The sequence below is a fragment of the Streptomyces sp. Ag109_O5-1 genome (assembly GCF_003814875.1).
Lineage (GTDB): Bacteria > Actinomycetota > Actinomycetes > Streptomycetales > Streptomycetaceae > Streptomyces > Streptomyces sasae.
In genome coordinates this window covers 2,680,360-2,694,323 of sequence record NZ_RKQF01000001.1, presented here as the reverse complement: position 1 = coordinate 2,694,323, position 13,964 = coordinate 2,680,360, and the positions used below count along the sequence as shown (strand labels likewise).

At 72.6% G+C, this 13,964-nt stretch carries 13 protein-coding genes and 1 pseudogene; 7 read left to right on the top strand and 7 right to left on the bottom strand.

The features are described from left to right. The first annotated feature begins 135 nt into the window (after positions 1-135). Entirely contained in the window at positions 136-1,296 is a 1,161-nt protein-coding gene (locus tag EDD90_RS12080; RefSeq protein ID WP_123973007.1) for an NAD(+)/NADH kinase, read from the top strand. A gap of 64 nt (positions 1,297-1,360) precedes the next feature. Further along, a complete protein-coding gene (locus EDD90_RS12075; protein ID WP_260327823.1) occupies positions 1,361-2,344 on the top strand; it encodes a phosphotriesterase in 984 nt (327 codons plus the stop codon). A 1-nt stretch (position 2,345) separates the two neighbouring features. Here EDD90_RS12075 and EDD90_RS57185 read toward each other — a convergent pair. The 3 genes and pseudogenes from EDD90_RS57185 to EDD90_RS12060 all read right to left on the bottom strand — a co-directional run. Beyond that, positions 2,346-2,540, bottom strand: a pseudogene (locus tag EDD90_RS57185) (aldo/keto reductase); the annotation flags it as partial. A gap of 90 nt (positions 2,541-2,630) precedes the next feature. Continuing rightward, positions 2,631-4,331 carry a hypothetical protein gene (locus EDD90_RS12065; RefSeq protein WP_123973005.1) on the bottom strand — a complete coding sequence of 567 codons (1,701 nt, stop codon included), beginning with the start codon at positions 4,329-4,331 and terminating at the stop codon, positions 2,631-2,633. Between the two features lie 118 nt (positions 4,332-4,449). Further along, the gene (locus EDD90_RS12060) at positions 4,450-5,526 is read right to left on the bottom strand and encodes a substrate-binding domain-containing protein (RefSeq protein ID WP_123973004.1); all 1,077 of its coding nucleotides are present in this window, start codon (positions 5,524-5,526) and stop codon (positions 4,450-4,452) included. Positions 5,527-5,638: 112 nt separating this feature from the next. Here EDD90_RS12060 and EDD90_RS12055 point away from each other — a divergent pair, with 112 nt between their 5' ends. Together EDD90_RS12055 and EDD90_RS12050 are read left to right on the top strand one after the other, a co-directional pair. After that, on the top strand, positions 5,639-6,097 hold the full coding sequence (locus EDD90_RS12055; RefSeq protein WP_123973003.1) for a MarR family winged helix-turn-helix transcriptional regulator: 459 nt from the start codon (positions 5,639-5,641) through the stop codon (positions 6,095-6,097). Positions 6,098-6,304: 207 nt separating this feature from the next. Next, complete coding sequence (locus EDD90_RS12050) at positions 6,305-6,646, top strand: SUMF1/EgtB/PvdO family nonheme iron enzyme (protein ID WP_123973002.1); 342 nt, start codon at positions 6,305-6,307, stop codon at positions 6,644-6,646. Between the two features lie 48 nt (positions 6,647-6,694). Here the strand turns inward: EDD90_RS12050 and EDD90_RS12045 are convergent, their stop codons facing one another. Continuing rightward, on the bottom strand, positions 6,695-8,077 hold the full coding sequence (locus EDD90_RS12045) for a hypothetical protein (protein WP_123973001.1): 1,383 nt from the start codon (positions 8,075-8,077) through the stop codon (positions 6,695-6,697). Positions 8,078-8,190: 113 nt separating this feature from the next. On the opposite strand from EDD90_RS12045, the gene EDD90_RS12040 reads away from it, so the two are divergent. Further along, the gene (locus EDD90_RS12040) at positions 8,191-9,429 is read left to right on the top strand and encodes a molybdopterin-dependent oxidoreductase (RefSeq protein WP_123973000.1); all 1,239 of its coding nucleotides are present in this window, start codon (positions 8,191-8,193) and stop codon (positions 9,427-9,429) included. Positions 9,430-9,742: 313 nt separating this feature from the next. On the opposite strand, the gene EDD90_RS12030 is transcribed toward EDD90_RS12040, so the two are convergent. From EDD90_RS12030 to EDD90_RS12020, 3 genes are all read right to left on the bottom strand, one after another. Beyond that, a complete protein-coding gene (locus tag EDD90_RS12030; RefSeq protein ID WP_123972999.1) occupies positions 9,743-10,486 on the bottom strand; it encodes a bifunctional 2-polyprenyl-6-hydroxyphenol methylase/3-demethylubiquinol 3-O-methyltransferase UbiG in 744 nt (247 codons plus the stop codon). Next, entirely contained in the window at positions 10,483-11,118 is a 636-nt protein-coding gene (locus EDD90_RS12025) for a DUF2064 domain-containing protein (RefSeq protein ID WP_123972998.1), read from the bottom strand. The genes EDD90_RS12030 and EDD90_RS12025 overlap by 4 nt, the downstream gene beginning before the upstream one ends. A gap of 115 nt (positions 11,119-11,233) precedes the next feature. Continuing rightward, positions 11,234-11,944, bottom strand: a complete 711-nt coding sequence (locus EDD90_RS12020; protein ID WP_123972997.1) for a glycosyltransferase family 2 protein — start codon at positions 11,942-11,944, stop codon at positions 11,234-11,236. A 169-nt stretch (positions 11,945-12,113) separates the two neighbouring features. On the opposite strand from EDD90_RS12020, the gene EDD90_RS12015 reads away from it, so the two are divergent. Continuing rightward, the gene (locus EDD90_RS12015) at positions 12,114-12,851 is read left to right on the top strand and encodes a response regulator (protein ID WP_123972996.1); all 738 of its coding nucleotides are present in this window, start codon (positions 12,114-12,116) and stop codon (positions 12,849-12,851) included. A 1-nt stretch (position 12,852) separates the two neighbouring features. Next, positions 12,853-13,962 (top strand): sensor histidine kinase KdpD, encoded by a 1,110-nt coding sequence (locus EDD90_RS12010; protein ID WP_123972995.1) that lies wholly within the window; start codon positions 12,853-12,855, stop codon positions 13,960-13,962. The last annotated feature ends 2 nt before the right edge of the window (positions 13,963-13,964 follow it).

Sequence of the window (13,964 nt, the reverse complement as noted above, 5' to 3'; positions counted from 1 at the left end):
TCTGTCCGATCCTGCCCCATCCTGCCGTGCGCTGTCCCGCCTGCCGCCCGGGGCCGTGATCCCGCTCCGCCCGACAGATCCGCCGCGCCGTGACAGCGTGGGTACAGCGGTCGGCCACGGTGCCTGGAGGCAGAGATGACGGTGAACGGGCTCGGACTGGTGGTGCACGGCGGCAGGGCGGAGGCGGTGGACGCGGCCCGTGCGGTACGGGAGTGGGCCGCCGAGCACGGGGTGCGGTGCACGGACATCGACGTATGGCACGACGGCGGGCGGCACCACTCCGGGGAGGAGGTCGCGGCCGCCGGCGATCCCGACCTGATCGTCACCCTCGGCGGCGACGGCACCTTCCTGCGCGGTGCCCGGCTCGCCGCCCGCAGCAATGCCCTGGTCCTCGGAGTCGACCTGGGCCGGGTCGGCTTCCTGACCGAGGTGCCCGCCTGCTCGGTGCGCGAGGCGCTGGACGCGGTGCACGAGGACCGGTTCAGCGTCGACAGCCGCCTGCTGCTCACCATGCGCTCCTCACGCCGTCTGGAGGTGCCGGCCGACATGGAGCGGCTGATGCAGTACGGCCGCGGGCCGCTGCTGCCGCCGCCCCAGGTGCGCACCGACTGCGAGCGGGACCCCGACTGGGGCATCCCCCTGCACATCACCGCGGTCAACGACGTCGTCCTGGAGAAGCTGTCCCGGGACCGTCAGGTGTCCGTCGGCGTGTACGTCGCCGGCCGGCTGCTCGCCTCCTACTCCGCCGACGCCCTGCTGGTGGCGACGCCCACCGGCTCCACCGCCTACAGCTTCGCCGCCGGCGGACCGGTCGTCTCGCCCTGCGCGGAGGCGCTCGTCTTCACGCCGGTCGCCCCGCACATGACGTTCAACCGCTCGGTCGTCACGGCCCCGGACGAGGCCGTCGGCCTGCGCGTCCTGGAGCGCTCGGGGCAGGCCGCGGTCAGCGTCGACGGCCAGCTGCGGGGTGTCGTGGAGCCCGGGGACTGGATCGGGGTGTACGCCGCCCCGAGCCGGCTGAAGGTGGTCCGGCTGGCGGCGATGGACTTCTACGGCCGTCTGCGCGAGCGCATGAACCTGACCGACGCCCCGGCCGCGGTCGCCGACGGCACCCCCGCGCCCCTGTGGTCGCTGACAGCGCCCCCGCCCGGCGATCTCGCCCACCTCTCCTTCCCGCTGCTCGCCGCCCAGCGCGCCCAGGCGGAAGAAGCGTGCGCCGACGGGAAAGACGGCGTCGCGCCCGCGCTGGAAGAGTCGGTCTTCCCACGTCATGCGCAGGAAGGCGAACATCCATGACCACCGGCCCCCAGGTCCAGACCGTCCGCGCCCGGTACCGGCCGACGACCTCGGCACCGTACTGATGCACGAGCACGTCTTCGTGCTCAGCGAGGAGTTCCGGCAGAACCTCCCGGAGACCTGGGACGAACGGCAGCGCGGCGACGACGCCGTGACCCGGCTCAAGGCCCTGGCCGCGGCCGGCGTCACCACCCTCGTCGACGCCACCTGTATCGGCCTCGGCCGCAACGTCGCCCGCGTCGCCGAGGTCAACGAACAGGTCGACCTCAACATCATCGCGGCCACCGGCATCTACACCGTCGCCGACGTCCCCGACTACTTCCGCTACCACGGCCCGGGCACCCTGCTCGACGGCGCCGAGGGCATGACCGAGCTGTTCGTCCGCGAACTCAGCGAGGGCATCGCGGACACCGGGATCCGGGCCGCGTTCCTGAAGTGCGCGATCGAGGACCGGCTCACCCCGGGCGTGGAGCGGGTGCTGCGCGCGGTGGCCCAGGCCCATCTGCGCACCGGCGCCCCGATCACCGTGCACACCAACGCCGTCGCCCGTACCGGACTGGCCGCCCAGGAGATCCTGCGCAGCGAGGGCGCGGACCTCGGCGCGGTGGTCATCGGGCACAGCGGCGACACCGCCGACCTCGGTTATCTGCACGAACTCATCGACAACGGCTCGTACGTCGGCATGGACCGCTTCGGCCTCGACATCCTGCTCCCCGGCGACCAGCGGGTGGCGACCGTCGCGGCCCTCGCCCGCGAGGGGCTGGCCGAGCGGATGGTGCTGTCGCACGACGCGTCCTGCCACGTCGACTGGTTCCCGCCTGGCGTACGGGAGCAGATCGCGCCGAACTGGCACCACACCCACCCGCACGACCAGGTCCTCCCGGCGCTGCGCCAAGCGGGCGTCACCGAGCAGCAGTTGACCACCATGCTGGTCGGCAACCCACGCCGGTACTTCAGTTGGCCACCTCGGCCGGAGCGCCGCCCGGCCTCGCACACCCTGCCGCCCGAGGCGCTCCGGGCGACGGCCGAGGAGGCTGCGGGGCGGTGACATCGACCGTGCCGGTCAGGAAGCCCCGGCCGAGCGGCGAGTACGCCACCAGTGCCACGCCGAGCTCGCGCAGGGCGTCCCCGGCCGACGCCTCCAGGTCGCGGGACCAGACCGAGTACTCGCTCTGCACCGCCGCGATCGGATACACGGCGTACGCGCGCCGAAGCAGTTCGCCGTTCACCTCGGACAGGCCGACCGTCAGATCAGGCTTCTGATGGACGGCCCGCAGACAGGAGCTCCGGCCCGCGCCGAAGGGCACGAGCCGGAGCGGTAGGGCCGGGAGCGGTCAGTCCGCGGACCGTACCGTCGGCATGGCGAGCGCGACCGGCCCGCTCTTGCAGGAGTCGTGGCAGTCCTTCTCCAGGCTGCAGCAGAGCGAGCAGATCGCCCCCGAGTGGAACGGGCAGCCCGCCACGTCCGGCCGCTCGAAGTCGGTCGCGCACACGGTGCACGTCAGCACGGCCGCCGACGGCAGCCCGTCCGCGCCCAGCAGCGGCTCCGCGAGATCGTCGACGCGGGCGATGTAGTACTTCCCCTTGGTCAGTACCGCGAACAGTGGCGAGAGCACCATCGCCAGGAACAGTGCGATGAAGGGCGAGTACGCCTTGCCGTACTCCCCGAACGCGTTGAAGTACGCGGCGATCGAGACCGCCGACGCGATCAGCATCGAGCCGAACCCGACCGGGTTGAAGTTGTGCAGATGGGCGCGCTTGAACTCGATGTACGAAGGGCTCAGCTTCAGCGGCTTGTTGATGACCAGGTCGGCGACGACCGCGCCGATCCAGGCGATCGCCACGTTGGAGTAGAAACCGAGCACGGTGTTCAGGAAGCCGAAGACGCCGCCCTCCATCAGGGCCAGTGCGATGCCGACGTTGAGGAAGATGTAGACGACCCGGCCGGGGTGACGGTGGGTCAGCCGGGAGAAGAAGTTCGACCAGGACAGCGAACCGGAGTACGCGTTGGTCGAGTTGATCTTTATCTGGGAGAGGATCACGAAGAACGTGGCGAGACCCAGCGCGATGGGCGCGGCGAACGTCTTGAAGCCCGACACGTACTGCTGGATCGGCTCGTTGGCCTTGGCCAGGCCCACACTCCCGGCGATGTAGAAGGCGAGGAAGGCGCCGCCGATCTGCTTGGCGGCACCGAGCACCACCCAGCCCGGGCCGGCGCTGAGCACCGCACCCCACCACTTCCTGCCGTTCTCCGGCGTCTTGTCCGGCATGAACCGCAGATAGTCGACCTGCTCACCGATCTGCGCGATCAGCGACAGCGCGACGCCCGCGCCCGCACCGACCCCGAGCATGCTGATGCTCGACCCGGTGGGGGAGTTGCCCGCGAAGTGCGTGAACTCCGAGAACTTGCCCGGCTCCTGGATCGCGATGGACACGAACGGCGCGACCATCAGCACCAGCCAGACCGGCTGTGTCCACACCTGCATCTTCGACAGCGCGGTCATGCCGTAGATGACCAGCGGCAGGATGATGAGGGAGCAGATCAGGTACCCGACGGCGAGCGGGATGTGCAGGCCGAGCTCCAGGGCCTGCGCCATGATCGAGCCTTCGAGGGCGAAGAAGATGAAGGTGAAGCTGGCGTAGATGACCGAGGTGAGCGTCGAGCCGAGGTAGCCGAATCCCGCACCCCGGGTCAACAGGTCCATGTCGATGGAGTACTTGGCCGAGTAGTACGAGATCGGGATGCCGGTGAGGAAGATGACCACCGCGGCCGTCAGGATCGCCACCATCGCGCTGGAGAAGCCGTTGGAGATGGCGATCGAGCCGCCGATCGCGAAGTCCGCGAGATAGGCGATGCCGCCCAGCGCGGTCGTGGCCACCACGTACGGGGTCCAGCGGCGGAAGGACTTAGGCGCGTAGCGCAGCGAGTAGTCCTCCAGCGTGTCGTTCTTCGCCCAGTCGTTGTACGTCCGTTTGCTGTCCGTCAGTTCGTCCGCGGCCGCCTGTGGTGCCTCTTTGCCGACGATCTCCGTCACGGCTGATACCTCTCTCGTCCCCGGGCGTTTGCAGGGAAGAGTCGCGGCACGCTGTTTCCCGGACGTTTCACTCGCTTTAAAAGACAAACCTTGATACTTCCCGCAGGAAGTAACGGGCTCACAGCTGGGCGACGATGTGGAAGTCGAACGCGTCCGCCCGCGCCAGGTACAACCGTTGGGCGAGATGGTTGCCGTCGAGTCGTACGACGCCTCGCGGGCCCTCGTACGACACCGGGTCCCGCACCGCGCACATCGCCCGCACGTCCAGCGAGCGCGCCCGCTCGGCCAGGGCCGCCAGCAGCCGTACCCCCTCGAAGCACGACTCGCCCAGGCTTCCCACGACGGGCGCGTGCACACCGAACCGGGCCGCGTAGCGGGCGCCGAAGTCGAGGCTCTCGGGGGTCGCGAGGGTCTCGAAGAAGCCGGCCGTCGCCCAGAGTCCGTCGGTGGCCTCGGCGCCGGTGGCCAGCAGGATGTTCTCGTCCATGTGGGTGCTCAGCCTGAGGCACCGCTGGTGCAGCCCGTGCGCGGCGAACGCCCGGTTGAAACGGGCCGCGTCCGCCCCGACCAGCAGCATCAGCACGGCGTCCGCCTCGCACCGCTCGATCCGGCGCAGCACCGGCCCGAACTCCTCCGTCCCCAGCGGCACGAACACCTGGTCCCGCACCCGGCCGCCGCAGTCCCGGGCATACCCGCGGGCCGCGCGGGCGGTCACCCGCGGCCAGACGTAGTCGTTGCCCACCGTGCACCAGCGCCGCACCCCGGCCGACTCCGCCAGCAGCCGCATCGCGGGCAGCAGTTGGGCGGCGTCGGTCTCACCCGTCAGGAACACGCCGGGAGTCCGCTCACCGCCCTCGTACTGCGCCGTGTAGACATACGGCACCCGGCCCGCGATCCCCGGCAGCAGCGCCTGCCGCACCGCCGAGGTGTGCCAGCCCACCACCCCGTCCACGGCGCCCGGCGCGACCAGGGCCTCGATCTCGGCGGCCACCCGCGCCGGCGGCGCCCCGCCGTCCACCGTGACCAGCCGCACCTCCCGGCCCAACACCCCGCCGGCGGCGTTCAGTTCCTCCATGGCCAGCCGCGCGGCCGACTCGCACGACGGCCCGAAGACACCCGCGGGCCCCTGCAACGGCACGACCAGGGCGAGGAGCAGTGGTGTGTGCGCGCTGTCGCGCGGCGGCGCCGGACGCATCGGGCCACCTCCGTGCGGGCATGGGGAACGCGGATTCCGGTCCCGGGCCCCGGCACCCTCGCGGAGGCTCGTATTCTGCGCGCACAGTAGACCTACCGGAAGGACACCGGCAATGCCGTCCGTACCCTCCTCGCCGGACCTCGCCCACCTCCTCAGCCATGCCGAGCGGCGCATCGTGCAGCGGCTGTCCACGGTGCTGGCCGAGGAGGACTGCACGGTCGAGGAATGGCGTGTCCTGTCGATCGTCGGGGACAGCCAGGGGCGCCCGATGTCCGAGATCGCCGACCATGCGCTGATGCCTGCCCCCAGCCTGACCAAGCTGGTCGACCGGATGGTCGCCGACAACCTGGTCCACCGCCGCCCCGACCCCCACGACCGCCGCCGTGTCCTGCTCTACCTCACCGCACGCGGCGACGACCTCCACCGGCGCGCCGCCCACCGCGTGGCCGCCGACCAGGCCCGACTGCTCGACGCGGTCGACGACGACGGGGCGCTGGCGCGGCTGCTGTCCCGGCTCACGGTCGCGGCCGGTGCCCCGAGCGGCTCCGTGCCGAGCGGCACCCGCGGCTGAGCTTCCCGCTGCCGGTCACGGCAGGTGACCTCCGTGTTGTCGGTGGTGCCCGGCATCGTGAGCCCTGACGGCGATACTGTCGACCCGACGCCGCTCACGGGCTGCCCCAAGGTATCCGTTACGCGCAAAGTGTCGACAGGTTATGGGAGTTGATGGACCATCAGCCGTGCGCAGGGACGCGCGCTGTCATCACCCTCAGGAGTCGTCATGAACGCGACTGCCCCAGGTACCCGCAGAAGTGTCTACAGAAGAACCCTTCTCGCCTTCCTCGCCCTCACCGCCACCGGCGGCTACACCACCCCCGTCACCACCTACTCCGGCGGGGCCAGCGCCGACGGCGTGCTCGACCTCTGCGGCAACTGCTGGGAGTGGACCACCTCCGTCATCACGGCCGCCCACGGCGGCGAGATGAACACCCAGGTCAACGCCATCCGCGGCGGCTCCTGGTACGCCAACCTGAACAGCTGCACGGCCACCTACCGGGGGGAGGGCCGCGACCCGTCCGGAGGCTATCCGACCGTCGGCTTCCGGGTGGCCGCCACCGCGTAGCCGGTCGGCTGTACGACCGTCGAGCGCCCGCACGGGGCGCTCGACGGGTCACCAGCCGGTGAACAGCAGATGGTTCATCAGCAGCGCCAGCAGCGCCTGTCCCGTGAGCCAGGCGCGCGGCCGGGGCAGGAACGCACAGGCCGGGAGCAGCCACATCGCGAACGGCAGCCAGATGCGTTCCGTCTCCGCCTTGCTCATCCCGGACAGGTCGGCGATCAGCAGCGCGAGCAGGGTGACCGCCACGAGGAACGCGAGACGCGTCCGAGCGGAGGAGGCGGAGGAGGCGGAAGGGGCGGTGGAGGCCGAAGGAGCCTTACGGCGGTGGATCAGTGTCGCGCCCGCCCGCCGCAGCCCCGCCACCGTCGCCGGGCCGGTGATCAGCACCGTGCAGGCCAGGTTGGCCCACACCCAGTAGCCGTACGGGCGGGTGCCGCCGACGCCCTGGTAGTAGCGGGTGACCAGCAGCCGGTACCCCTCCCACCAGTCGAACCCGGCGAGCGTGAAGGCGACGGGGACGACCGCGGCCCCGCCCACCAGCAGCAGCGCGAGGACGACCGGCCGCTCGCGGACCCGGCGCCGGCCGAGCACCAGCACCGCCGCCCCGATCAGCGCGAAGAGTGTCAGGCCGTAGGACAGATAGCAGGTCAGCCCGTACAGCAGTCCGGCGCCCGCCGCCCACCCCACGCCCCGTCCGGTCACCGCGAGCGCCAGCAGCGCCACCGCCCAGGCGGCGACCGCCGCGAAGTACCCGTCGGCCGAGGCACCCACCCACACCGCGGCCGGGGCGAGCACCAGGAAGGGCGCGGCCCGCCGGGCGAGCCGTTCGTCGGCCAGCGCCCGCACCGCGACCAGCACGGCGACACAGGCCGTGGACCCGATGGTGATGCACCAGGCGCCCGCCCAGCCCCCGCCGCGCAGTCCGATCCGGTCCAGCAGGACGAAGGTGAGCGTGGCGGCCGGAGGGTGTCCGGCGATGTGGGCGGGCCAGGGGGCGGGGGTGCCGCTGACGATGTGGTGGGTGAAGTCGCGCAGGGTCGCGGGGATGTCGTGGAAGCGGCCGATGACCGTGAGGTACTCGTTGGGGCTGGTGAGCCGGCCGGCCACGCCCCGCTGCCAGCCGTCGACCAGCGCCAGCGACCACGTCCAGGCCAGACAGGTGCCCCAGGCCGCGGCGAGCAGCCCGCGCCAGGGCAGCCGTACGGCGAGACCCGGCCCGTACGCCACCACGGCGACCGCGACCAGCAGCGCGGCCGGAGTGCCCGGGCCCACATGCGGGTCCCAGTCGGCGAAGACTGGCGGCCAGTGCACGAACAGGGTGCGGTAGGTGTCCTGGATGTGCCGGCCGACCAGCACCGCGACGAGCACCAGCAGGGCGGCGGCGAGGACGGCGAGCAGATCGGCGGAGCGGTCACGAAGGGGAGTGCGGATCACACCGTAACGCTAGGTCGGCGACCGGGCGAGAGAGTGGATCAACGGGCTGACGTCAGACTTTCGTCATGGGTCGCGCACCCTTTCCCGGGGTTCCCCCGGCCTACGGTCGAAGCATGCGAGACGACGACCCACGGCTTCCCACCTCACCCGGCTTCTGGCGCAGCCCGCTGCGCGGCACCTGGTTCACCTCGGTGCTCGGCCTCGTGCTGCTCGTCGGCATCACCGTGCTGTTCGTGACGGGACTGCTGTCGTACGCCGCCTACAACCCGGACCTCGCGCCGGTGAACGACCAGACCCCGGACAAGGGAGTTCTCGGCTTCTACCTCTTCTCCTGGCCGACGAACCCCTACTGGCTCTACCGGGTCACCCAGGGGCTGCACGTCACCCTCGGCATCGCCCTGATCCCGGTGCTGCTCGCCAAGCTGTGGTCGGTGGTGCCGAAGCTGTTCACGCTGCCTCCGGCCCGCTCGCTGGCGCACGCGCTGGAGCGGATCTCGCTGCTGTTGCTGGTCGGCGGCGGCCTCTTCGAGTTCACCACCGGCGTGCTCAACGTCCAGCTCGACTACCTCTTCCCCGGCTCCTTCTACCCGCTGCACTTCTACGGCGCCTGGGTGTTCTTCGCCGCGTTCCTGGCACATGCGGCGCTGAAGACACCGGCGGCCGTCCGGGCCGTCCGTCAACGACACGGAGACGAAGGCCAGTTGGAGTCACCGCGGCCGGAAGCGCCGACCGTGTCCCGGCGCGGGGCGCTGTGGTTCGTCGGCGGCGCCTCCCTGCTGCTGCTCGTGACGACCGCCGGGCAGAGCATCGGGGGCGCGCTGCGCCGCACCGCGCTGCTCGCACCGCACGGCGGAGCCGACCCGGGCAGTGGGCCGAACGGCTTCCAGATCAACAAGACGGCCGGTTACGCCGGGATCGACGCGAAGGAGACCCGGGAGGAGGCATGGCGGCTCGTCGTCACGGGACGTGACGGCCGGACGGTCCGCCTCACCCGCACCGAACTCCTCCGACTGCCCCAGTACAGCGCCGCGTTGCCCATCGCCTGCGTCGAGGGCTGGTCGACCGCCGACCAGTGGTGGCGTGGGGTGCGGCTGCGGGACCTGGCCGCGCTCGTCGGCTACGACGGCGATCCGCCGGACGTGTTCGTCGAGTCCCTCCAGCGGCACGGGGCCTTCCGCCGTGCGGCGCTGCGCGCCAACCAGGTCGCCGACCCGCGCTCCCTGCTCGCCCTGCAGGTCAACGGCGAGGACCTGTCCCCCGACCACGGCTACCCCGCCCGTGTGATCGTGCCCGCCGCGCCCGGTGTGCTCAACACCAAGTGGGTGGCCCGGATGACCTTCGGAGACCTGTGATGCGACCCCGCCTCGTCGTCGGCAGCCCCTTCCAGATCCTGCTCCTGGCCTGCTCGTTCGCGCTCGCCGCCTACGCCGGCGTACGGCTGCTGGCCGGGGACTGGCTCGGCGTGGCGCTGTGGGTGGTGGGGGCGGCCCTGCTGCACGACCTCGTGCTGCTGCCGCTGTACGCGCTGGCCGACCGGGCGATGGTGCGAGGGCTGGGCGCCGCCGGGCGCCGGCAGTGGGCGATATACGTCCGGGTCCCGGCCGCACTCTCCGCCCTGCTCCTCCTTGTGTGGTTCCCGTTGATCAGCGGGATGGTGGACGAGCGCTACCGGTCGGCCACCGGCCTGTCCACGGACGGCTTCCTGGCCCGCTGGCTGCTGATCACCGCCGTACTCTTCGGCGGTTCGGCGCTGCTGCTGGCACGGCGGCTGCGCAGGGCGACGAAGCGGCGCCCGCCGGCCGTCCACTGACCCTCCTGCTCCCAGCCCCGCGCGTACCGCAGCAGCGCCGGGGTGCCGAGCCGCGCCCAGAGAAAGGGCGCGCCGACCGCGTCATGGGCGTCGGTGAGGTGGACGTCGGCGCGTTCGTCGACGTCCACCGGAGCGGCTTCGGCGATCAACAGGCCGCCGGGTGTGAGGAGTTGCGCTACTCGGTGGAGCAGTGCGCCCGGGTCGCCGCCGATGCCGACGTTGCCGTCCATGAGCAGCACGGTGCCCCAGCGGCCCTGACCGGGCAGCGGCTCGAACACCGAGCGGCGCAGGGCCTGCCCGCCGAGCCGCACGGTGTGGTCGACGGCGGCCGCGCTGACGTCGATACCGAGGACGGTACGGCCCCGGGCGGCGAGCTCCGCGACCAGCCGCCCGGGGCCGCAGCCGACGTCGAGGACGGCGCCCTCGCAGCGGTCCAGGACCTGCCGGTCGACCGGGTCCGCCCGTGCGCACCAGCGCTCCACGTCCAGGGGCAACAGCCAGCCGTCGGTGCGGCGCAGGAACAGCGGGCCGTGCCCGGCGTGCAGGGCGGCGGCGTAGGGGTCGGCACCGGTCCAGGCCACGGCCGGCGAGGTGGTCATCGGCGGCCCGTTCCGCTCTGTGCCGTCCGTGCCGTGCACTGGGCCAGCCGGGCGGCGAACCGGCCGTCCGGGACGAGGGCGGCGACGGCGGCGGCGTCCGCCGCGGTGTCGACGTCCCGCAGCCGCGGCAGATCGCACACGCGCAGCCCGGCCGCGACCAGCCGCCGCCGCTGGACGGCACCGGTCTCCGGCACGGACATCGGCACGCCGCGCAGCAGCGTGGGGTCCGGGTCGGCGAGGCCCAGGGCCCAGAAGCCACCGTCCTCGGCGGGACCGAACCAGGCGTCGCAGCCCGCGAAGTCCACGGTGAGCAGCGCCGGGGTGACCTGAGGGGTGTCCATGCCGATGAGGAGGGCGGGGCCGGTACAGCGGGCGAAGGCGTCGGCAAGACGTTCGTCCAGCCCGCCCGCGCACTGCGGCACGACGTCGAAGCCGGGCGGCAGCCAGGGGCCGGGCCGGCCGTCGAGCACGAGCACCCGGCGGGTGGCCGGTGTCGCGGCGACGGCGCGGAGCGTGTCGCCGAGCGACGCCTCTGCGAGGGCGGCGGCCTGCTCCGGGGAGAACGGCGGGGTGAGCCGCGTCTTGACCCTGCCGGGCCTCGGTTCTTTGGCGATGACGAGGAGGGTGGTCATGGGGGTTCCTTGGCTGGTGTGGGTGGGTGGGGGCTGGGCGGGGGTGGGGACGCTTACCGGCGCTGGCAAGGTGCCGTCGCGCCCACCCGTACCGCCTGGGGGAGGAACTGCGCGCTCAGCCCCCACCCACCCGCACCCGAGGTCGCTCGTTCAGCACCCGGCTCATGTCCCGCACCGCCTGCCACGTGCCGCGCCACGTGCCCGTCACCTTCGACGCACCCGTACGCGGCAGATACGCCACGTCGTGCTCGGCGATGCGCCAACCCGCGTCGGCGGCCCGCACCACCATCTGCAACGGATAGCCGCTGCGCCGGTCGTCGAGGTCCAGCGAGAGCAACCGCTCCCGGCGCGCCGCCCGCAGCGGCCCCAGGTCGTGCAGCCGCAGCCCGGTCCGGCGCCGCAGCATCCGCGCCAGCGCGAGATTCCCGGCGCGGGCGTGCGCGGGCCAGGCGCCCCGCCCCTGCGGCCGCCGTCGGCCCAGCACCAAGTCCGCCTCCCCGTCGGAGACTTCCCGCACGAAGGGCACGAGGAGCCCCGGATCCAGAGAGGCGTCGCAGTCGCAGAAGCAGACGATGTCGGCGCTCGCCGCGGTCAGCCCCGCATGGCACGCCGCGCCGAAGCCGCGCCGCGCCTCGTGGACGACGGTCGCACCGAGCGCCCGGGCGATGTCCGCCGAGCCGTCGGTGGAGCCGTTGTCGACCACGAGGGCCCGCCAGCCCGCCGGGATCCGGGCGAGCACCCAGGGCAGGGCCTCGGCCTCGTTCAGACAGGGGAGTACGACGTCCACGTCCGTCGCCGGTGAGGATGAGGATGGTGAGGTGGTCACGGTTTCACCCTACGAACGCGAACCGGGCATATCGGGTGTCGGCTCCTTACGAAACGCGGACGTCGACGCCGGGGCCCCGCCGCCCCCGTTTCTTACGAAACACGGACGTCGCACCCGGTGCCCGCCCCCACGCGCGACACCCCCGACCGCCCGGTGCGAGGGTGGAGGCATGCAGCAGCCGTACGAGCTCACCGAGGACCAGGCCACCGCCGGTGCCGCCCGGGTCCTGGTCGTCGACGACGATCCGACCGTCTCCGAGGTCGTCGCCGGGTATCTCGACCGCGCCGGATACACGGTCGACCACGCCGGCGACGGCCCCACCGCCCTGATCCGCGCCGCCGCCCACTGGCCGGACCTGGTCGTGCTCGACCTGATGCTGCCCGGCATGGACGGCCTGGAGGTCTGCCGGCGACTGCGCGGCCGCGCCCCCGTCCCGGTCATCATGCTCACCGCGCGCGGCGACGAGGACGACCGCATCCTGGGCCTGGAGGTCGGCGCCGACGACTACGTCACCAAGCCCTTCAGCCCACGGGAACTGGTCCTGCGGGTGGAGTCGGTGCTGCGCCGCAGCCGCCCCGCGCCCGCCGCCAACTCCCTGTCCACCGCCGGGCTCACCCTCGACCCGGGCGCCCGCCGTGCCACCCGGAACGGCACCGAACTCGCCCTCACCCTGCGCGAGTTCGACCTTCTCGCCTTCTTCCTGCGACACCCGGGGCGGGCCTGCAGCAGGGAGGACCTGATGCGCGAGGTGTGGGGCTGGGACTTCGGTGACGTGTCCACCGTCACCGTCCATGTCCGCCGGCTGCGCGCCAAGGTCGAGGCCGATCCGGCCCGGCCGCGCCTGATCCAGACGGTGTGGGGCGTCGGCTACCGCTTCGACCCCGAGGGCCGCGAGGAGGTGGACTGACATGCGCGACACCCTGCTGATCGCCCTGTACGCCCTGGCCGGCGCCGCCGCCACCGGACTCGCCGGCGCGGCCGCGCTGCGTCTGCTGCGGCGCCGGCCGCTGACCGCGTCCATCGCGGTGGTCGCCGCCGTCGGTGTGGTCGCGATGCTCGCCGGCACCCTGGCGGTCGCCTGGGCGATGTTCCTGTCGTCGCACGACCTGTCGGTGGTGACGACGGTCGTCGCCATGGCGGCCGTGGTCTCGCTGGTGACCGCGCTGATACTGGGCCGCTGGGTCGCCGCCCGCAGCCGTGAACTCGCCCTCGCGGCACGCTCGTTCGGCGAACAGGGTGACTTCGCGGCGCCCGCCGTACCGGCCACCGCCGAACTGGCCGAGGTGAGCCGCGAGCTGGCGGCCACCAGCGCGAAGCTCGCCGAGTCCCGGGAGCGGGAACGCGCGTTGGAGACCTCGCGGCGGGAACTGGTCGCCTGGATCTCGCACGACCTGCGCACCCCGCTGGCCGGGCTGCGCGCCATGTCGGAGGCGCTGGAGGACGGCGTCGCCACCGACCCCGACCGCTATCTGAAACAGATCCGCACCGAGGTCGAGCGGCTCAACGACATGGTCGGAGACCTCTTCGAACTCTCCCGCATCCACGCCGGGACGCTCGCGCTGAGCACCAGCCGGATGTCGCTGTACGACCTGGTCGGCGACGCCCTCGCGGGCGCGGACCCGCTCGCGCGCGAGCACGGCGTACGGCTGGTCGGCGACCGGGTGGAGCCGGTGCCGGTCGAGGTGGACGGCAGGGAGATGAGCCGGGTGCTGGGCAATCTGCTGGTGAACGCCATCCGCCGGACGCCCCCGGACGGCACGGTCGCAGTCGCCGCCGAACGCGGCCCCGAGGGCGTCGTCCTGTCCGTCACGGACGGCTGCGGCGGCATTCCCGAGGAGGACCTGCCCCGCGTCTTCGACACCGGCTGGCGCGGCAGCCACGCGCGCACCCCGCCCGCCGGAGCCGGACTCGGCCTCGCCATCGTGCGCGGGATCGTGGAGGCCCACCAGGGGCGGGCCTCCGTGCACAACATCCCGGGCGGCTGCCGGTTCGAGGTCACGCTGCCCACGGCGCCGTGAGC